Origin of the sequence: Glutamicibacter sp. NPDC087831, from assembly GCF_044742845.1 — a bacterium.
In the GTDB taxonomy this organism is placed as follows: Bacteria; Actinomycetota; Actinomycetes; order Actinomycetales; family Micrococcaceae; genus Glutamicibacter.
In genome coordinates this window covers 175,111-193,221 of record NZ_JBIUVH010000005.1, presented here as the reverse complement: position 1 = coordinate 193,221, position 18,111 = coordinate 175,111, and the positions used below count along the sequence as shown (strand labels likewise).

The 18,111-nt window shown below is 62.2% G+C and carries 16 protein-coding genes; 3 read left to right on the top strand and 13 right to left on the bottom strand.

The genetic code is table 11. The annotated features are described in order from the left end of the window. Positions 1-6: 6 nt before the first annotated feature. Both ACIOJF_RS15690 and ACIOJF_RS15685 read right to left on the bottom strand, forming a co-directional pair. Complete coding sequence (locus ACIOJF_RS15690) at positions 7-999, bottom strand: D-isomer specific 2-hydroxyacid dehydrogenase family protein (RefSeq protein ID WP_105661068.1); 993 nt, start codon at positions 997-999, stop codon at positions 7-9. 10 nt (positions 1,000-1,009) lie between these two features. Next, the gene (locus tag ACIOJF_RS15685) at positions 1,010-2,104 is read right to left on the bottom strand and encodes an isocitrate/isopropylmalate dehydrogenase family protein (RefSeq protein ID WP_105661067.1); all 1,095 of its coding nucleotides are present in this window, start codon (positions 2,102-2,104) and stop codon (positions 1,010-1,012) included. Positions 2,105-2,314: 210 nt separating this feature from the next. On the opposite strand from ACIOJF_RS15685, the gene ACIOJF_RS15680 reads away from it, so the two are divergent. Further along, complete coding sequence (locus tag ACIOJF_RS15680; protein ID WP_105661066.1) at positions 2,315-2,959, top strand: IclR family transcriptional regulator; 645 nt, start codon at positions 2,315-2,317, stop codon at positions 2,957-2,959. 81 nt (positions 2,960-3,040) lie between these two features. On the opposite strand, the gene ACIOJF_RS15675 is transcribed toward ACIOJF_RS15680, so the two are convergent. The 5 genes from ACIOJF_RS15675 to ACIOJF_RS15655 all read right to left on the bottom strand — a co-directional run bounded on the left by ACIOJF_RS15675 (position 3,041) and on the right by ACIOJF_RS15655 (position 8,599). Further along, a complete protein-coding gene (locus ACIOJF_RS15675) occupies positions 3,041-4,444 on the bottom strand; it encodes a 2-hydroxycarboxylate transporter family protein (RefSeq protein WP_402741852.1) in 1,404 nt (467 codons plus the stop codon). A gap of 93 nt (positions 4,445-4,537) precedes the next feature. Then, positions 4,538-5,419, bottom strand: coding sequence for a hydroxymethylglutaryl-CoA lyase (locus tag ACIOJF_RS15670; protein WP_286134517.1), 882 nt, complete (start codon positions 5,417-5,419; stop codon positions 4,538-4,540). Then, positions 5,416-6,651 carry a CaiB/BaiF CoA-transferase family protein gene (locus ACIOJF_RS15665; RefSeq protein ID WP_105661063.1) on the bottom strand — a complete coding sequence of 412 codons (1,236 nt, stop codon included), beginning with the start codon at positions 6,649-6,651 and terminating at the stop codon, positions 5,416-5,418. Before ACIOJF_RS15665 ends, ACIOJF_RS15670 begins: the two co-directional genes overlap by 4 nt. Before the next feature lie 310 nt (positions 6,652-6,961). Next, positions 6,962-8,206 carry an MFS transporter gene (locus ACIOJF_RS15660; protein ID WP_332727765.1) on the bottom strand — a complete coding sequence of 415 codons (1,245 nt, stop codon included), beginning with the start codon at positions 8,204-8,206 and terminating at the stop codon, positions 6,962-6,964. Between the two features lie 27 nt (positions 8,207-8,233). Beyond that, positions 8,234-8,599, bottom strand: coding sequence for a metalloregulator ArsR/SmtB family transcription factor (locus ACIOJF_RS15655; protein ID WP_105658020.1), 366 nt, complete (start codon positions 8,597-8,599; stop codon positions 8,234-8,236). Between the two features lie 83 nt (positions 8,600-8,682). Here ACIOJF_RS15655 and ACIOJF_RS15650 point away from each other — a divergent pair, with 83 nt between their 5' ends. Together ACIOJF_RS15650 and ACIOJF_RS15645 are read left to right on the top strand one after the other, a co-directional pair. Then, positions 8,683-10,323, top strand: coding sequence for an ABC-F family ATP-binding cassette domain-containing protein (locus tag ACIOJF_RS15650; RefSeq protein WP_402741851.1), 1,641 nt, complete (start codon positions 8,683-8,685; stop codon positions 10,321-10,323). A gap of 127 nt (positions 10,324-10,450) precedes the next feature. Next, positions 10,451-11,551 (top strand): fatty acid desaturase family protein, encoded by a 1,101-nt coding sequence (locus ACIOJF_RS15645; protein ID WP_402741850.1) that lies wholly within the window; start codon positions 10,451-10,453, stop codon positions 11,549-11,551. Between the two features lie 22 nt (positions 11,552-11,573). On the opposite strand, the gene ACIOJF_RS15640 is transcribed toward ACIOJF_RS15645, so the two are convergent. The 6 genes from ACIOJF_RS15640 to ACIOJF_RS15615 form a co-directional block, all read right to left on the bottom strand. After that, positions 11,574-11,990 (bottom strand): META domain-containing protein, encoded by a 417-nt coding sequence (locus ACIOJF_RS15640; RefSeq protein WP_402741849.1) that lies wholly within the window; start codon positions 11,988-11,990, stop codon positions 11,574-11,576. Positions 11,991-12,035: 45 nt separating this feature from the next. After that, complete coding sequence (locus ACIOJF_RS15635) at positions 12,036-13,592, bottom strand: MFS transporter (protein WP_332488224.1); 1,557 nt, start codon at positions 13,590-13,592, stop codon at positions 12,036-12,038. A 98-nt stretch (positions 13,593-13,690) separates the two neighbouring features. Then, positions 13,691-14,446 (bottom strand): TetR/AcrR family transcriptional regulator, encoded by a 756-nt coding sequence (locus tag ACIOJF_RS15630; RefSeq protein ID WP_105662609.1) that lies wholly within the window; start codon positions 14,444-14,446, stop codon positions 13,691-13,693. Between the two features lie 63 nt (positions 14,447-14,509). Next, positions 14,510-15,499 carry a hypothetical protein gene (locus ACIOJF_RS15625; protein WP_332595165.1) on the bottom strand — a complete coding sequence of 330 codons (990 nt, stop codon included), beginning with the start codon at positions 15,497-15,499 and terminating at the stop codon, positions 14,510-14,512. A 101-nt stretch (positions 15,500-15,600) separates the two neighbouring features. Next, on the bottom strand, positions 15,601-16,515 hold the full coding sequence (locus ACIOJF_RS15620) for a sugar ABC transporter permease (RefSeq protein WP_105658448.1): 915 nt from the start codon (positions 16,513-16,515) through the stop codon (positions 15,601-15,603). Continuing rightward, on the bottom strand, positions 16,515-18,110 hold the full coding sequence (locus tag ACIOJF_RS15615) for an ABC transporter permease subunit (RefSeq protein WP_402741848.1): 1,596 nt from the start codon (positions 18,108-18,110) through the stop codon (positions 16,515-16,517). The genes ACIOJF_RS15620 and ACIOJF_RS15615 overlap by 1 nt, the downstream gene beginning before the upstream one ends. Position 18,111 lies beyond the last annotated feature (1 nt).

Below are 18,111 nucleotides of genomic sequence, written 5' to 3'. Positions count from 1 at the left end.
GGCGGATCAACCTACGGCACCGCTTATCGGGACGCGCCTGGTTTCGGTGACGACCCCAAGAGGAACTTCTGAGCGCAAAACGGCATCGATGTTGTCCCAAACTGTGGCCAGCCTCCGCTGCACATTCTCCCAGCCCACCCCCGCCATATGGGGCGTGCAGATCACCGAGTCCAGGCTCAATAGCTCGCTGCCCAGTTCCAGCGGCTCCAGTTCGAAGACATCCAGCCCGGCACCGGCAATGCTCCCGGTGCGCAAGGCGTCAATCAATGCCTCTTCATCGATGACCTCGCCGCGACCGACATTGACCAGCACGGCGGACGCCTTCATCATGGCCAGTTCCTCGCGTCCAATGAGCTTGCCGGTCCCCTGATTCAGCGGAAGGCTTACGCAGACAACATCGGATTCGCGCATCAAAGTCTCCAATGACACCGCCCGTGCCGAGATCAGCTCGGACACTGTCAGCGGGATCTGGGCAGTGTCGTAGTAGACGACGTTGGCACCGAAGCCATGGTGCACCACCTTGCCAACCCAACGCCCAATATTTCCCAGGCCTACGATTCCCACGGTCTTGCCATACAGTTCCGCATAGGAGGCTTCATCCAGGTCCTGGCGCCATTTGCCCTCGCGCAAAAGCTGCATCGAGGACGGAATACGGCGCAACAAGTTAAGGATCAGGCTCACCGCGTGCTCGGCCACCGAGATCGAATGGGTTTTCATTTGCGCCACGGGAATGCCCAGGTCGTTGAGCACCCCCAACGGCAGCTGGCCGTAACCCGAGCTCATGTACTGGATGAACTTCGCGCGGGTGGCTGCACGGAAGACTTCTTCGGGGACCTCGATGCCCGAAATGATGAAGTCTGCGTCAGCTGCCTCGGCTACCAGCTCCTCCACGCTGGTGCCAGCTGGCAATACCACCAGCTCGAACCCTTCGGGAGTCGATGCTTTCAGGCCGTCGATGTAGTCATTTAATGGGTTGATGAATAGGACTTTCCAGGTCATGATTATCCTTTCAGGATCCGGCCGGGATACTTGCGGAGGCTTGCAGGGCGCGGAGTACCGCGTCGGTCACTTCCCCGGTGCTGGCATTCCCGCCCAGATCGGCCGAGCGCGGACCGGTGGCGAGCACCTCTTGGACAGCGGAGTTAATGCTGCGTGCAGCGCAGACGAGCGCTTCATCCTCGCGTTTTTCTCCCAGCCAGTCGAGCATCATGGCGGCAGAGAGGATCATTGCTGTGGGATTGGCCTTGCCAGTGCCGGCGATATCCGGCGCGCTGCCATGCGACGGCTGGAAGACCCCGTGGGTCCGGCTCACATCAGCCGAAGGTGCCACGCCCAGTCCGCCAACTAGACCGGCGGCAATTTCCGAAGTGATGTCGCCGAAAATGTTCTCGCTGACGATCACGTCAAACCGCCCCGGATCAGTCACCATGTACATCGAACCGGCGTCAATATAGTACTTGCTGCTATCGATGTCGGTATTCTTCGCTGCGACTTCGTCGAAGACCTTTTCCATCAGCACGTTGCTGCGCAGGGCATTGGACTTATGCAGCAGGGTCACCCGGCCGGGGGTACCGCGCTTGCGGCGGGACCGGGCCTGGTCGAAGGCCTCAGCAAAGAGCGTTTCACAGGTCGCCCGCGTGATGGTCATCCGGTCGGTGGCTTCCACATCGCTGGGTTCATGCTTGTCGTGCAGACCTGCGAACATGCCCTCGGAGGTCTCACGGATCACCAGCATGTCTATGTTCTCAGCCCGTACCGCGTTCGGAACACCCTTGAAGAGCTTGACCGGACGCAGGCTGGCGAACAGCTTGTAGTGGGCGCGCATCTCGACCTGCGCTCCAAGTTCCAGGCCTTCTTCGTCTCGCACGTCGGGCAGCCCCATGGCCCCGAAGAGCACTGCGTCGCTCTTTCCAATCTCGTCCATGTCGGCAGCGGTGATCTTGCGCCCGGTGCGCCGGTACAGGTCAGCTGAGAAATCGTAGGTGACGTAGTCAAGGGTGAACCCGAACTGCTCCTGGACCTCTCCGAGCAACTTCAGCGCCGAGTCGACGACTTCCGGCCCGATCCCGTCACCGGGAATGACCGTAATCCTGTAATTGGCCATGACAACCTCCTGATATTCCTATGTAGTGGGATTCAATTGCTATTCAGCGGGAATACAATATCAGTACGTATCGAGGATCACTAGACCCCGGGGCAGTATTCATTACTGGCCAGCGAAATCCACTTCCCATACAGTAGGAATCACTGATTCAATCCCCGAGCACCGACCACGCCACCGCCCGTTTACCCGTTACCCTGAAAGGCCCGCTCCATGACTGAACCCACGACCAATCGGCAGCTGGAACGCATCTGCCAGCTCCTCGACGCGCTCGAATTCGGTGATGCAACGGCCAGCGAGCTGGCCCGCCAAACCGGACTGTCCACTTCCACCGCCCACCGGCTGGCACTGAGCCTAGTCGAGTACGACTTCCTCAAGCGCGAGCCGTCGGGCAACTACAGCCTGGGGAGGCGGTTCGTGCGCAGCCGGCTTGAACTGGTCGGACTCGGACACCTCACCGAACTGCGCGATGCGACCGGTGAGACGGCGCAACTATGGATTCGCCGCGGCGATCATCGGGTTTGCATCAGCTCCGTGGATTCCCGGCACGAATTGAAGGCGACCTTGCCCCCAGGAGCAAGCCTCGCCCTGCCGCATGGTTCCAGCGGACGGCTGCTGGCCTTCGACCAGGAGGCCATGGCCTCGATCGAAAGCCACGGCTGGGTGGAATCCGTGGGGCTGCGCACTCCCGGGCTGGGATCGGTGAGCGCACCGGTACTCCAGAGTGATCACATCATTGCTTCGATCTGCCTGGCCATGCCGCTCTCGCGATGCGAAGTCTCCCCCGGCACCGATCACGGCCAGCTGGTAGCGGGCACCGCAGCGAGGATCTCCGCGGCCTTCAGCGACCAGAGGTAGCGCCACCCCGGCAATCACCAAAAGGATCCGGCCCCGCCATCGATGCGTGGACCGGATCCTTGGCGAGCACGCCGCGGTTCGCTAGCCCATGAATGGCACCAGCAGTGTAGTCAAGAAGAGCACGAAGGCCCCTCCGATGCGGTTGGAAAGGGCCGCGAACGGCATCAGGTGCATGCGCTCCGACGCGCTGAGTACCGACACGTCGCCCGAACCGCCGGTGTCGGCCATGACCAGGCCCGGGGTGATGGCCGCTTCGACGAAGTTGAACTTCAGCAGCCAGCCCACAATTCCGGCGCTCAGTCCGGCGATCAGCACGGTAATGACCACCAGCACGATGAACATCGGGTCGCCCAGCGAAGCCAAGACCTCGTTGATGTCGATGTAGGAAATGCTCACGCCCACCAGCAGCGCCGGGACCAGCACCGAGGTGATCATCTCGCCCCAGTCGGTGGTGGCTTCCTCGATATCCTTGGGCAGCAACCCGAAGATCTTCAGCGCGGCCACGACGATGATCATCCAGGCGTAGGGATGCAGGAATGCGAAGAACCCGCCGAGCAGTTCCCCCAGCACGTAGAGCCCTGCCGTCAGCACCAGTCCCTTGCCCAAGGTGAGGAAACTCGCCATGGTGCGCTTGGGCGGGTTGGACAGCTCCTTGCTGGTTCCCTTCACGCGCATCAGGTCGCCGTTGCCGCTGAAGCCGATAAACAGCTGCTTGCGCTTGCCCAGTCCGTTGAGGATTCCGGCGAAGAGGATGCAGAAGACATTGGCGACGACCACAGCCGACATCAGGTCGCCCATGAATGCCGAGGAATCCTGCCCGGTCTGGGCGCCGTACATTTCGCTCATCGGCACCGCCCCCAGGCCCAGGCCGCCAGCCATGATCGGGGCCGCTACGGTGAGCATCGCGTTCCAGAAACCGAATCCTGCTACGGCTCCGATCAGTCCGATTGCAGCAAAGGAGATCAGGATGCAGGAAACCAGCGGGATCGCGAAGCGCGGACCTGCCTTGAGCAGCAGGGCGCGCGGCGCGCCGAGGATCGAGCCGGCGATCACCGCAGCCACGAAGAAGTCAAGGAACCCGTGGGTGGTGATGAAGTCAGTGACCACGGTAATGATCGCCTCCGGCATGAACCCGTAGAACATCACCAGCGCCGGGACGAAGGTGCACAGGATCGTCGGCAGCCCGAAGTCACGGACTATCGGGAACAGGTTGCCGAACCAGATCAGCAGGCCGCCCAGCAGCATCGCGACGGCGAAGCCTGGCAACATGCCGCCGGGAAGCTTGCCGGTCACGGCTGCGATGAGCACTACTGCGGCCATGGTCAGGTAAAGCCAGATCGGCAGGCCCGAGATGGCGAAGTGCCGGGGGTTGGCGTGGTGGGCGCCCTTGGGCAGCTGGGCCTTTTCGTTCAGCCGCCGCAGAAGGTCTTGGTCTTCATTCTGGATGGAACGCGGAAGCTGGGCTTCCTGGTTGGTCTTTGACATCGTATTCTCCCGATGTTTCGTGGCTTGCAAGGCTACCGGCGTCTTTGCGCGGAAGGCCGTTGCATGGCCAGCCGTGAAGGCAGGCCTGGTTGCCTAGTGGATGGAGAGGGAATCTGTTTGGACAGGTGGTGCGTTGGAGATCGTTGCGCGGGCCAGATCGGTGGCCTTTGCGAGCCCTGAAGGATCAATTCCTGTGATGTGCCCTTCGGCGTGCAGAAAATCCACGAGCTCTTCTGTGGACAGGTTTCCTGCCGCGCCCGGAGCGAATGGGCAGCCCCCATAGCCGCCCAGTGCGGCATCGAAGCGGGTAATGCCCGCATCGATGGCCAATTTCACCGTGTCCAGGGCCAGGCCGTGGGCATTGTGCAGGTGCAACGAGTAGGCCAGGTCGGGTTCAGCGTCCTGGATGTGCTTCACGCTGTCGATCAGGCGTTGCGGTGGCGTGGTTCCGAGGGTGTCAGCCAGCCCGATGTCCGTGATGCCCATGGACTTGAAGGCGCGTACCAGTTGCAGGAGACGAGAGGGGTCGATCTCGCCCTCGTAGGGGCAGGTGAAGGCGGTGGAGATCCCGGCGTGGAATCCGGTTTCCGGGTGGGCTGCGACATCGCCCGCGAGCGAGGCCAGTGACTTCTCGATGCCAGCACCGGCGTTGGCATTGCTGTGCGCCTGGCTGGCCGACGCCACCACCTGGACTTCGCGCGCTCCGGCAGCTGCCGCCCGGGCGATGCCCTGGCCGTTCAGGGCCAGGACCGTGAAACGCACCCTGGATTCCATGGACAGCGCGGACAACACGTCGCTGGCGTCGGCCATTTGCGGCACGCGCTTCGGGTTGACGAATGACGCGATCTCCATGCGCTCGACACCTGCGTCCATGGTGGCTCGGGCGATCTTCACCTTGTCGGCCGTGGAAACGATGACCGGTTCGTCCTGCAATCCGTCACGCAAGAACACGTCGGTGATTTCGATCCGCATCATTTCACCGCCTTGTTGCCCATGGCCCGGATCTGCCCTTCATCGAAGCCAGCCAGGTCCTTGAGGACTTCCTCTGTATGCTCCCCCAGGTCCGGGCCGACCCACTTGACCTCGCCCTGGTGGCCGGGAATCCTTGGCACCACGCCCGGGAAGCGGATCAGTTCGGGCTCCTGGTCGACCTTCACTTCGTGGGTCTCGATCATGCCGCGGGCAAGGTAGTGCTCGTCCTGGGCGATGGAGGCAGCGTCGTAGACCGGAGCCGCCGGAACCCCGGCCGCATCCAACGCGTCGAGCACCTGCGGCAGCGGCAGGGATCCGGTGAATGCCTCGATGGCTCCGTTGAGCTCTGCCTCGCGGGAACCGCGAGCCTCGGTGGTTAAAAGGGACTGGTCGTTGGCCAGGTCCTCGCGCCCGACAGCGCGCATCAACCTGGTGAATACCGAGTTGGAGTTCCCTCCGATAACCACCTCCAGGCCATCCTGGCAAGTATAGGAGCCGGTAGGCACCACTCCTGGAAGCCGGCCGCCGGTACGCTCGCGGACCATGCCGTAGGCATCGTAGTCCGGGACCAGTGATTCGAGCAGCGAGAAGACACCTTCGTACAGTGCCACATCGACGACGTTCTGCTCCTGGTTGCTCCCTCCCTTGGCCTTGTTGAGCATCAGCATCAAGGCGCCGATGACTCCGTAGAGACCTGCGACGGTATCACCCAAGGAGGCGGCGGCCCGTCCTGCGGGACGGTCGGGTTCGCCGGTGATGTAGCGCAATCCGGCAAATGATTCAGCAGAACTGCCGAATCCGGCGCGGTCCTTATAGGGTCCAGTCTGACCGTAGCCCGAGATACGCACGATCACCAGTTCAGGGTTGATTACACTGAGCACCTCAGGGCCAAGCCCCCACTTTTCCAAAGTGCCAGGACGGAAATTCTCGATCAGCACATCTGTGGTCCTGATGATTTCCTTAATTGCCCTCGCACCTAGCTCGCTGCGCAAATCGAGCTCGACAGATTTCTTGTTGCGCGCGATAGTGCGGAAGAGCATGGAGGTTTCACCGCGGGCCTTACGCCAGTCGCGCAGTTCATCTCCCCCATCAGGTCGCTCGATCTTGATTACTTCAGCGCCGAAATCGCCAAAGATCCGGGCAGCGAAGGGAGCAGCAATGAAGTTTCCAAGTTCCAGCACGCGCACGCCTGCTAACGGAAGGTTGTTCTCGCCGAGGTTCAGCTGATCGTCCATCAGAATGACCCCTTTTCATGTTAATCTGAAGGTAAGTGTTCCCACTGAATGGGATCGGAATCCCTTTCAGCGGTAAGACTGTAGCAAGTGAGCCACAACACAGCAAGAACTTTTTGAAATAAGTGGATTCATCTCACCGTCCCGCGAGACACGGCAACCATCCTGTCATCGGCGCCCGTGCCTCGCCAGCTAGTAATTGGCCGACCGGCGGTGGCAGGATGAGCGCACCGCTCCGCCGCTGCACGGTACTTGGAACACGATCCACCGGCCTGTTGCCGTGCAGCCGCGCATAAATCCCGAAGACGACAGCTCAAGAATTGGCGTTGGGTATCGGATCAGCCTGGTGCGCCGAAACCGTTTCCGGGCGCCACGAGGCAAATGCCAGCACCGTACCGACCACTCCGATGCCGACCAGGACCAGAGCCGCACCCCACAGGCGGATCGAAGCGCCCAGGGCGCCGGCCACCGGATAGGTCAGCAAGAAGCATGCATGGGACAAGGAAAATTGCGCGGCAAAAACACCGGGGCGGTTTTGCTCGGTGCTGTTGCGGCGCAGCAGCCTCGACGAGGGCGTGAGGATAGTTGCGGTCGCCGCACCCAGGGCCAGCCACAGGCCAAGGAGCCCGGCCCATTGGCCAGAACCCTCGCCCCAGCCGATCACAGCGGCACCGACGAACAGCAGCAGCGGCACCATCACGGCGCCTGCGAGCATCACGCTGCGGTCTTCGAATCGCTCCAGCAACCCCGGCATGCCCAGTGCCACCGCCATCGAACCTGCACCGTATGCTCCGAGCAGCAGCGCCACATCCACCTGCGAACGGCCCAGATCCCCCTTCACCAGCACCACTGTGTTGACGATGACCATGGCGGAGATCGCGGCGACCACCAGATTCAGCGCCATCAGGCTGCGCAGTTCCGGTGCCGCCCAGAATGCCCGGGTTCCCCCGGTGAGGCGATGGAAGAAGAGCGACTTCTGGGGCGGCGGGATCGCCGGGAAGCGCGTCGCGGCAACAAGCAGAGCAGACGCGGCAAAGCCGAGCACGGTCCCGGCGAAGAGGTTGTGGTAGCTGGTGACGGTCAGCAGCGCGGCCGCCAGCATCGGGCTGGCCAACGACTCCATGTCATAGGCCAGCCGCGACAGCGACAAGGCCCGGGTGTAATCCCGCTCATCGGGCAGGATCGAGGGAATGACCGCTTGGAACGCGGGGGTGAAGGTCGCCGATGCTGATTGCAGTACGAAAATCAGCACATAGATCTGCCACGCTTCGCTGGCGAATGGGAGGCAGAGCGCCACTAGTCCACGAATGATGTTGGACCCGATGAGCACGGGTTTGCGCGGAATATGGGAAACCAGGGCATTGGCCACAGGAGCAACGGCCACATAGGCGACCATCTTCACAGTCAAAGCCAGCCCAAGCACTAATCCCGCGTTGCTGCCGGCAATATCGAAAGCCAGCAGGCCCAGGGCAACGGTAAGCAGGCCCGTGCCCAGCAGCGCAATCATCTGGGCGCTGAAAAGCTTGGCGTACGCCTGGTCCCTGAGTACTGCGAGCATCTTTGCCGACTCCCGTATCTTTTGCCGCTAGCCTTGCGGGGCTTCGTGGTGCAGCGGCAGCTGGCCGTTGGATACCGAATGCTCCGCCTGCTTGATCGCTTCGCTGACCAGGCGCGCCGGGTGCTCATCGGTGAGGCTGTACAGGACCTTGGTTCCGTCCTGGCGCGTGGTCACCATGCGCGCCATGCGCAAACGGGCCAGGTGCTGGGATACCCCCGAAGGGCTCTTCTCGACCAGTTCCGCGAGCGCGTTGACCGAGAGCTCACCGGCACGGCGCAGATGCAGCACAATCCGGATCCGGGTGGCATCGGACAGCAAGCCGAAGACTTCCGCGGCCAGCTCCACGAAATCCGAGGAAGGATCCGGAGCATAAATCTTATTATCTGCATGCATGCTAATAGACTAATACTCTCGCCCGGTATTGCCTAGGGCACACCGGAAATATTCCGCGTCCGACTGGAACTAGAATTGGAGCCATGACTGCAACGCTCGTGGCCAAGGACCTGACTGGCGGCCACGCCCACCGAACCCTCTTCTCGAATCTGAACTTCACCGCCGCACCCGGTGATGTCTACGGCGTAGTGGGTGCCAACGGCGCTGGCAAGTCCACATTGCTCTCGCTGCTTGCCGGGGCCGCGGCCCCGCAGGCCGGAACGGTGAGCACCGCCCCGGATTCTGCGTTCATCGGCTGGATGCCCCAGGAACACGAGCGCATTCCAGGTGAAACCATCACCGCGTATTTGGCCCGCCGCACCGGTTGCGCCGCCGCCACCACCGCCATGGAATCCACCGCCGAAGAACTTGGCAGCGGCAAGCCCGGTGCGGACGACGCCTACACCGTTGCATTCGACCACTGGATGGCCTGTGGCGCCATGGATCTGGAAGACCGCATCCCCGAGGTGCTGGCCAAGCTCGGTTTCACCCTCCCGGTAGAAACCGAGATGACTGCCCTGTCCGGCGGCCAGGTAGCCCGCGTGGCTCTAGCAGCCCTGCTGCTCTCCCGCTTCGATGTGGTGCTGCTCGATGAACCGACCAATGATCTCGATCTCGAGGGCCTGGAGCATTTGGAGCATTTCATCAATTCCCTGCGCGCGCCGGTGATCCTGGTATCGCATGACCGCGAGTTCCTCTCCCGCTGCACCACCGGCATCATCGAATTGGACCTGGCCCAGAACCAGGTAGCCACCTATGAAGGCGGCTACGACTCGTACCTTGCCGAACGGGCCATCAACCGCACCCATGCCCGTGAGGCCTACGAGCAGTTCGAGAACCAAAAAGCGGATTTGGTCTCCCGCGCCCGCACCCAGCGCGAATGGTCCTCGCAAGGCGTGCGCAACGCCATGCGCAAGGCGCCGGACAATGACAAGATCCGCCGCCGGGCCAACTCCGAGTCCTCGGAAAAGCAGGCCGCCAAGGTGCGCCAGATGGAATCGCGCATCGCCCGGCTCGACGAAGTGGCCGAACCGCGCAAGGAATGGGTCCTGCAGTTCTCCATCGCCGCGGCTGAGCGCGGGTCCTCGGTGATGTGCACGCTCAACGAGGCCTCGGTATCCCACGGGGACTACGCTTTCGGACCGGTTTCGGTGCAGGTCAACGCCGGGGACCGAATTGGCATCACCGGCCCGAACGGAGCAGGCAAGTCGACCTTGCTGAACCTGCTGCTGGGCAAGCTGGCCCCGCACAGCGGCTCGGCATCCCTGGGCAGTTCGGTGAATATCGGAGAAATCGACCAGGCGCGCACCCAGCTGCCCGGCGACCTGCCACTGGGCGAAGCCTTCGAATTGGAAGTGCCCGAGTACTCCGCCGCGGAGGTGCGCACCCTGCTTGCCAAGTTCGGCTTGAAGGCCGACCAGTCCTCGGCCCTGGTGGATTCGCTCTCCCCCGGCGAGCGAACCCGCGCATCCATGGCGCTGCTCCAGGCCCGCGGGGTGAACCTGCTGGTGCTCGATGAGCCGACCAACCACCTGGACGTACCGGCCATCGAACAGCTCGAAGAAGCCCTGGAAGCGTACACCGGAGCACTGCTGCTGGTCACCCATGATCGGCGCTTGCTGGAGAATGTGCGACTGGACGCCCGATGGGAAGTTGCACAGGGTCAACTAACGGCCCATTTCTAGGGCCTCACTTGGGCACTTATTGCACTGGCAAGTTCACAGCTATCCAACGTAGGATTGGCACTATGGGAGCCGAGTTTTTCAGTTCTTTCGACTGCGAGGTCGACGCCTAGTACCCAAGGATATTTTCTTGAGCAGCACTGCAACACTCCATCCCCAAGGGCCAACGGTCAAGCCGGGCGACCCCAAGAGCTTCTTCCACGTCAAGAAGCTGGTCACTGAAGCTGGACTGGTCGGCCGCCGCCGCGGGCACTATCTCGGGTTGGGCATCGTGCTGACGGTGCTGCTAGCCGGTACCGTTACCGGTTTCATCCTCCTGGGCGACAGCTGGTTCCAGTTGCTGATGGCCACAGCCTTGGGCCTGCTGCTCACCCAATTCGCGTTCCTGGCGCACGAGGCGGCACACCGCCAGATCCTGGCTTCGCACAAGCGCAATGACAAGCTGGGCCAGTTCCTGGCCAATATCGTCGTGGGCATCAGCTACCAGTGGTGGATGAACAAGCACAACAAGCACCACGCCACCCCCAATACCGTGGGCAAGGATCCGGACATCGAGTGGGACACCATCTCCTTCCAGACCGAGGACGCCAAGCGCCAGCGCGGCCTGCTCAAGTGGATCACCAACCGCCAGGGCTACCTGTTCTTCCCGCTGCTCACCCTTGAGGGCTTGAATCTGCATATGCATTCGATCAAGTACCTCTTCAAGGCCGGCCGGGTCAAGAACCGCAAGCGCGAGATGACCGGCATTGCACTGCGCATCGCCATCTACCTGGCGATCGTGTTCTACTTCCTGCCAGTGGGCATGGCTTTCGCCTTCCTCGGCGTGCAGCTGGCAGTCTTCGGCGTCTACATGGGTGCCTCCTTCGCCCCGAACCACAAGGGCATGCCGATGGTTCCCCAGGACGCCCGCATCGACTTCTTCTCCCGCCAGGTACTGACCGGACGCAATGTCATGGCCAAGTCCAGCTGGGGAAACCGCGTGCTCTCCCACGTCTACGGCGGATTGAACTACCAGGTAGAGCACCACCTGTTCCCGTCCATGCCGCGCGCCAACCTGGCCGGCGTCTCGCGCATCGTGCGCCAGTACTGCGACGAGCACCAGGTGCCATACACCGTGGCCAGTGTCCGCGAATCCTACGCACAGGTGATCACCTACCTGAACAAGGTCGGGCTATCGGCCCGGGATCCTTTCGAGTGCCCAATGATCTCCGGTTACCGCGTCAGCGCATAGTTCAGGCTGAAGCAGCAAAGAGCTAGGATCCCTTGCCACCAAAGGCAAGGGTTCCTAGCTCTTTCCCGTCTGCGTCAAGGACAAGCATCTTTTCGCCGTCCTCCAGCTTGGCGGAGGCAGCGCGCGAGAGCCAGTCATCCACGCCTTCGCAGAACATCTTGGTCGAAGCCAGCGCGGCGAATTCCAGGTCTTCGGATGCACTCCAGGTACCGGCGAGGCGGTTGCAGCCATCGCTGCCGGTGATCTTGCCGTCTTCGGCAAGCTCCAGCCACGGCTGGCCTTGCTCATTGCTGCCCCACAAGCCGACCGGATCCTGGAGTATCACGCTGGTCTCGCTTTCAGTTGGCTGGCTGGCGCCCGGCTCGCCCGGGGTCGCCCCGCAGGCGGCAACACCGAAAGCCAAAGACAGTGCCGCGGTGCGCAGGAAGAATCGCTTCATATCCCCCAGCCTAGGTCTTAGGCCCACCCGCTGGCCAGTACCGGATTACGGCTGGGAGTCTACTGGCTGGGTAGGCTCCTTCGGCCCGACAACCTCGATTGCCCCGGTCACCGTACGCTGCACGCCGGTGCTGACGGGAACGACTTCTTCGGCAACTGGCTTGCTGCGGGCAGCATGGCTATGGCGCAGATCAAGGATACCGACCAGCAAGGTGGCCAGGACCAAGAGGGAAATGGCAGCGAATGAGAGCGCCATGGCGATCGAATACCCGGCTACGTGGTTCATGCCGTAGAAGACAGCGGTAATCACCGCAATGCCCACCGCAGTGCCCACGCGCTGGGAAGTCTGCATCAAGCCGCCGGCACTGCCGGAGTTGGCCACGGGAACTTCCATGAGGGTCAGCGCCTGGTTAGGCGAAATAATGAAGCCCTGGGCTACGCCGATGAAGGCCAGCGAAAGCAGCATCCACCAGATGTTCAGCAGCCCGCGATCCTCCAGGACCACCACGGCAATGGTGGCCAGCAGGCCGAACAGGGCGCTGAGAATGCCGCCGATGACCATTTTTCGCCCCACGGTCATGACATAGCGTCCGGCGATGTCGGAGCTGAAGGCGGAGAGCAGGGCCGCGGGAAGGCAGATCAGCCCTGCCTGCAGGGCACTGAAACCCTGGGATTGCTGGACGTAAATGGCCACCAGCACCCAGACGCTGGAAACACCCATGAAGTACAGGCCCGCAATGAGCGTGCCGTTGGTGAAGCTGCGGATCTTGAACAGGGCCAATTCCACCATTGGTTCGCGCCCGAGCTTCTTGTACTTCTTCTCCCACCAGACCCAGAGCACCATGACCAGCACTGCCAAGGCCAGCAGCGACCAGAGCCATGGGGTTTCGCGGCCCTGGACGAATGGCAGGAGCAGGGCGAAAATGCCAACCGCCAGCAGGAGGCCGCCAACCGGGTCCAGATCCACCTTGCCCGCTGGCTTGTTGAACAGCGGCTTAGGCAGCCACAGCAGCGCCAGGACAATAGCCAGCACGCCGACCGGGACGTTGATCAAGAAGGTGGCGCGCCAGCCGGCGTCTTCGCCAAACCAGTTGATCAGCAATCCGCCCAGCACCGGCCCAATAGCTACCGAGAAGCCGACGGCGGTGCCCAGCAGCCCGTAGGCCCGGCCGCGGGCCGCGCCACGGAAGTGCTGCTGGATCATGCCCATCACTTGGGGGTTGAGCAGGCCTGAGCCAACGCCCATGATGAAGCGGGCAATGTTCAATACCAGTGGATCCGCGGCCAGCCCTGCGAGGATGCTGGCGGCTGTGAAGATCGCCAAACCCGCCACGAACATCACGCCACGGCCCAGCAGGTCGCCGGCGCGTCCGGCAGCAACCAGCACCACGCCGAAGGTCAGCGCATATCCGGCCAATACCCACTGCAGGTCCGCTTCGGTGGCGTGCAGGGTGGAACCGATGGCAGGAAGAACCACGTTGACGATGCTGACCGAAACCAGCGACATGAACATCGCTGCCAGCAGCACGCCCAGCAATCGCCATCGTGCTCCGGCCGAGAGTTCTTCAGCAACTGGTACCGGATGCGGCTTGCTCTGGGACATGGGCCAACTTTCAAACGAATTCCAGGCCGCACAATCCTGCGGTCCTTCAACCTACAGCGTTGGCCAGCTGGCTAATATTCCCTGTCGAGGTGCTTATTTCACTCTTTGTGGTCTTCGGCGGCCCGGTTGAGCTCGAGCATCTGCGCAATAGCCAGCAACCGCAACTCGACGACTTCCCCGAAAAGGTCATCGCTGTCCTGCTGCGGCAGCTCGAGCGCTTGGCGTGCCAGCGGTGTCGGAACTTCCGGGTAGGCGTCAAGCAATTGGACCGGCACCAGCGAGCTCACGTAGTCCGGGCTGTCCTTCGAGCGGCGGTCATAGTAGTAATCCACATGCATCACGAAACCCAGGACATCCCGTTCCAGGGCGCGGACCATGGCCACTGCCTGCTTGAGCGTCAGCCCGATATCCACGAAGAAGGCGAGGATCCGTTCCATCAATTCATTGCGGAACGGGCCGGGCTCCACCTTGAGCTTTTCGTCGAGCGTCAATTGCGAGGCCCGGGGGTAGGCCCGGTAGGCCCGGCGCGTCGCGTTGTACGCTTCGGTCACCCCGAGCTTCCAGTCGTTGCAGTCGAACTCGATCAGCGGATTGATCGAGATGAAGCGCCCCACCGCCAGGTTGATGACTTCTTGGCGATCCGCCACGTAGTTGTACAACGCCCGCGGGGTGACATTGAATTCGGCCGCAAGACGGTGCATGGTCAGCGCGTCGTAGCCCTCGGCACCGGCGATTTCCAGAGCCTTCTGGGCCAGCTGCTCTTTGCTCAGGGACTGGAATTCAGAGTCCTTGCGCGGGCGTCCGCGACCACGTTTTGTCGGTTCAGGAGAGGAATTTTCCTTATTCTCGGCCATGTCACGAGGATATACGCATTTTCTCTGTAAATTCCCATTAAGCGCCTACAAGTATTGAAACTCCTAAAACAGGGCCAGCAATTTCCTGGCTCGTTCGTGCCACATGCCGGCAGCTAGCGCGAGATGTCCTACGGCGAAGCTCATGCCGCCAGCCAGCCACGGCCAGGCCAGGACCGCCCCGTAGGTTCCTGGCAGCGCAGCGACGAATCCAGCGGCCATCACCAGCAGGCCGGCTGCGACCAGCGCAATATGAGCCAGCTTCCAGCGGAAGGGCAACAGCATCGCCAGCACGGCCAGCAGCGCGGCCGGAGCCAGGATCAGCCATGGCGCAGCGCTGAAGCTGGCCAGGCCTTGGTAGCTGGCATACCCCAGGACCAGGATCAGCAGCACCGCCGCGCACACCAGCCAGCCGGGCCCGGGGCTTGCCATGGAACCGCGCATCATCAGCAGCGGGGTGAAAACCTGTGCCCAGAGCAGCACGGTCACCGGAATGAAGAAGAGCGAGAGCTGTCCGCCACCGGCCGCGCAGATAACGGTCATGATCACAGCCCCGAGGATGTGGATGGTGGTGCCGGCACTATTGGGCAGCCACAAGGGAACCAGGCTGAGGATGACCGGAATGAACGCCAGCCAAATCAGCTGGGATCCGATCAGCAATTCGAGTTGCCCCAGCAGCCCGCCAACTCCCCCGGCAACAAAGCCGAAGCTCTGTTCGTTGGCCAAGGCGGCTTGCGGCGGGGCGAAAAGCACCACCATCAGGGTCAGCAGTGCGAGAGCGAAAATTGGCCACGCCAGAATACGCGTCAAGAAGTACTTGCCGCTGCCCACTTCCAGGGCTTCGGGCTCATGGCGTTCGAATTTGAGCGCGCGCGAGGCAGGCTCGCCGAGCAAGCGGATCAAATCGCTCTTGCGGCGTCCGCCGCCAGGCAGGCGGAGAATCTCCTGCTTGGTGGTTTCAATGACTTCGTTGCGTTCTTGCAAAGACAAGAAATCCAGCGCACGGCGAAGTTGCTCCAAGTAGTTGCGGGCGGCGCGCGGCAAGTAGGGCTTCATGCCTTTTACTCTACGTGCTCCGGCCCATGGGCTGACGCAGGCAAAATGGGGCAACGCCAGTGGCGTTGCCCCATCTGCCCGAAGCGGTCAGTTGCTGCGGGCTACTTGCCTGCGCCGGCGGTCAGGCCGCCGACAATGTACTTCTGCAAGAACAGGAACAATGCCATCACCGGGATCGCTGCCAGTACCGCACCGGCAGCGAAGACCGACCAGTTGGAGGTGAATTCCTCCGAGACGTAGGAGTACAGTCCCACAGCCAGCGTCTGGTTCTCCGGGGAGACCAGGATGACCGAGGCGATCACGAAGTCCGAGGTGCTGGAAATGAAGGACAGCAGGCCCACGACGGCCAGGATCGGTGCCACCAGGCGCAGGATCATGGTGAAGAAGATGCGGGCATGGCCAGCACCATCGATCTTCGCCGCTTCATCGATTTCCACCGGAATGGTGTTGAAGAAGCCGTACATCAGATAGGTGTTCACACCCAGTGCCCCGCCCAGGTACACCATGATCAATGCGATCTGGTTATCGATGCCCAAGACCGGGAAGACATCTCCCAGCGAGGTGAGCAGGATGAAGATCGCCACTACGGCCAGCAGCTGCGGGAAGATCTGCACAATCAGCAAGCTGACCAGGCCCACGCGGCGGCCGGTGAAGCGCATCCGCGAGAAGCTGTAGGCAGCCAAGGCGCCGAGGAACACCGAAGCGGCCGCCGTGGTCAGGCCGATCACCAAGGTGTTGATGAACCAGGCGCCGAAGGGACGCTGCTGATTCTGGAACAGCTCCACATAGCTGTTGAAGCCGATGGTGGTGAACAATCCATTGGAAGACAGCAGGGTTCCATTGGGGTTCAGCGAGGCCGAGAGCACGTAGAGCAGCGGGAAGGCCGCATAGATGCACAGGGCCACGCCGATCAGGTGGCGCCAGCCGGTGGAGGCGAACCATTTGCCCAGGCCCTGGCGCCCCGCGCGTCCCTTGGGTGCGCCGGCTACCGGCCTGCCGGTGATTTCGGTGCTCATTAGTTCAGCTCCTCCAGTGCCTTGGTCTGCTTGAAACTGATAATCGAGATGATCGCGACGATCACGAAAATGATGATGGAGAAGGCGCTGGCCAGCCCATAGTCGCGCTGGGAGCCAACGAAGGCCACCTTGTAGACCATGGAGATCAGGATGTCGGTGGATCCCACGTTCAGTCCTGCATCCTGCATGCGCGGCCCGCCTTCGGTGAGCATGTAGATCACGTTGAAGTTGTTGAAGTTGAAGGCGAAGGAGCTGATCAGCAGCGGAGCCACCGAGACCAGCAGCAGCGGCAGCTTGATCAACCGGAAGATCTGGAACGGCTTCGCCCCGTCGATGGTGGCCGCTTCGGAGAGTTCATTCGGAATGGACTGCAGCGCCCCGGTGCAGACCAGGAACATGTACGGGAATCCGAGCCACAGATTCACCCAGAGCACGGAGAACTTCGCCAGCCACGGGTCGGTCAGCCAAGGGATCTGCGCTCCGCCCAGGAGCACCTGGTTGACGAACCCGAAGTCGCGGTTGAGCATGCCGGCCCAGACCAGCCCGCCCAGGAACGCAGGGAATGCGTAAGGCAGGATCGAGATGACGCGGTAGACCTTCCGCCCCTTCATGCGCATGTCGTTGAAGACAATCGCCAGGAACAGCCCGAGGAAGAAGGTGGTCGCCACCGACAGGAAGGCGAAGGCGAAGGTCCACACGGTGACAGAGAACAGGGCGTTGCGGATCGAGGAATCGGTGACCGCACGGGTGAAGTTCTCGAAGCCCACGTTGATGGACCAGCCGGGCATCAGCTGCGAGCCGTCTTGCGCGGTATACGCGCCCACGCCGGTGTCCCGGTACACCACGCCGGTCTGCTGATCGGTCATGGTGTCCGCGGCTTCATCATGCTTGATGGAGGAAGTGTACTGGTAGGCGGTGCGGCCATCGCTGGTGCGCACGGTGCCATCTGCCGGGTTCTCGGTGAATGGAACGGCCAGCGAGGTGACCTCCTGCTGGCGGCCCAGCAAATCGGCGAAAGCCAGTTCGGAGTAGTCCCCCAGGCCAGCGGGGTCTACCGGGGCGAAAGGATCATCCGCATCGCCGAGCAGCTGCTGGCCATCACGCTCAATGAGCATCGCCAGCCCGTCTTGCCCCTCGAGGATGGACACCGGGTAGCCGGCTGATCCCTCGACGCGGTTCTGGTTGGATTGCAGCAGCGCGCTGATCGCGTCATCCTTATCCGAGTTGTGCCCCGAACCGTAGTTGGTGAAGGCGATATACCCGGTGTAGCCGATCACGAAGACCTGGAAGATCAGCAGGAAGATGGTGCCCGGCAGCAGGTACTTTGCCGGCAGCCATCCGCGCTTGAAGTAGACCACGTTGATCAGCACGGTAATGGCCGCGATCACCGCGGCGATCGCCCAGGCTTCGCGCCCCAGTGCGGTGAAGACCGCGAAGAGCGCGGTCGCATCGACGATCGCCACCAGGGTGATCTTGGCGAGCATGGCGCCAGTGGAGGTACTGGTGGCGTTGGCGAAGCGCCTGGCTGCCGGTGACAGCTTGGGCTTCGTCTCCTCGGTGCCGGGTTGCGGCCCTTGGCGGGCGGTCTTTGTCATC

What these genes read in the sequence shown, in the direction of transcription:
- ACIOJF_RS15690 (WP_105661068.1), bottom strand. Translation starts at nt 999, where the DNA reads ATGACCTGGAAAGTCCTATTCATCAACCCATTAAATGACTACATCGAC.
- ACIOJF_RS15685 (WP_105661067.1), bottom strand. Translation starts at nt 2,104, where the DNA reads ATGGCCAATTACAGGATTACGGTCATTCCCGGTGACGGGATCGGGCCG.
- ACIOJF_RS15680 (WP_105661066.1), top strand. Translation starts at nt 2,315, where the DNA reads ATGACTGAACCCACGACCAATCGGCAGCTGGAACGCATCTGCCAGCTC.
- ACIOJF_RS15675 (WP_402741852.1), bottom strand. Translation starts at nt 4,444, where the DNA reads ATGTCAAAGACCAACCAGGAAGCCCAGCTTCCGCGTTCCATCCAGAAT.
- ACIOJF_RS15670 (WP_286134517.1), bottom strand. Translation starts at nt 5,419, where the DNA reads ATGATGCGGATCGAAATCACCGACGTGTTCTTGCGTGACGGATTGCAG.
- ACIOJF_RS15665 (WP_105661063.1), bottom strand. Translation starts at nt 6,651, where the DNA reads ATGGACGATCAGCTGAACCTCGGCGAGAACAACCTTCCGTTAGCAGGC.
- ACIOJF_RS15660 (WP_332727765.1), bottom strand. Translation starts at nt 8,206, where the DNA reads ATGCTCGCAGTACTCAGGGACCAGGCGTACGCCAAGCTTTTCAGCGCC.
- ACIOJF_RS15655 (WP_105658020.1), bottom strand. Translation starts at nt 8,599, where the DNA reads ATGCATGCAGATAATAAGATTTATGCTCCGGATCCTTCCTCGGATTTC.
- ACIOJF_RS15650 (WP_402741851.1), top strand. Translation starts at nt 8,683, where the DNA reads ATGACTGCAACGCTCGTGGCCAAGGACCTGACTGGCGGCCACGCCCAC.
- ACIOJF_RS15640 (WP_402741849.1), bottom strand. Translation starts at nt 11,990, where the DNA reads ATGAAGCGATTCTTCCTGCGCACCGCGGCACTGTCTTTGGCTTTCGGT.
- ACIOJF_RS15635 (WP_332488224.1), bottom strand. Translation starts at nt 13,592, where the DNA reads ATGTCCCAGAGCAAGCCGCATCCGGTACCAGTTGCTGAAGAACTCTCG.
- ACIOJF_RS15630 (WP_105662609.1), bottom strand. Translation starts at nt 14,446, where the DNA reads ATGGCCGAGAATAAGGAAAATTCCTCTCCTGAACCGACAAAACGTGGT.
- ACIOJF_RS15625 (WP_332595165.1), bottom strand. Translation starts at nt 15,499, where the DNA reads ATGAAGCCCTACTTGCCGCGCGCCGCCCGCAACTACTTGGAGCAACTT.
- ACIOJF_RS15620 (WP_105658448.1), bottom strand. Translation starts at nt 16,515, where the DNA reads ATGAGCACCGAAATCACCGGCAGGCCGGTAGCCGGCGCACCCAAGGGA.
- ACIOJF_RS15615 (WP_402741848.1), bottom strand. Translation starts at nt 18,110, where the DNA reads ATGACAAAGACCGCCCGCCAAGGGCCGCAACCCGGCACCGAGGAGACG.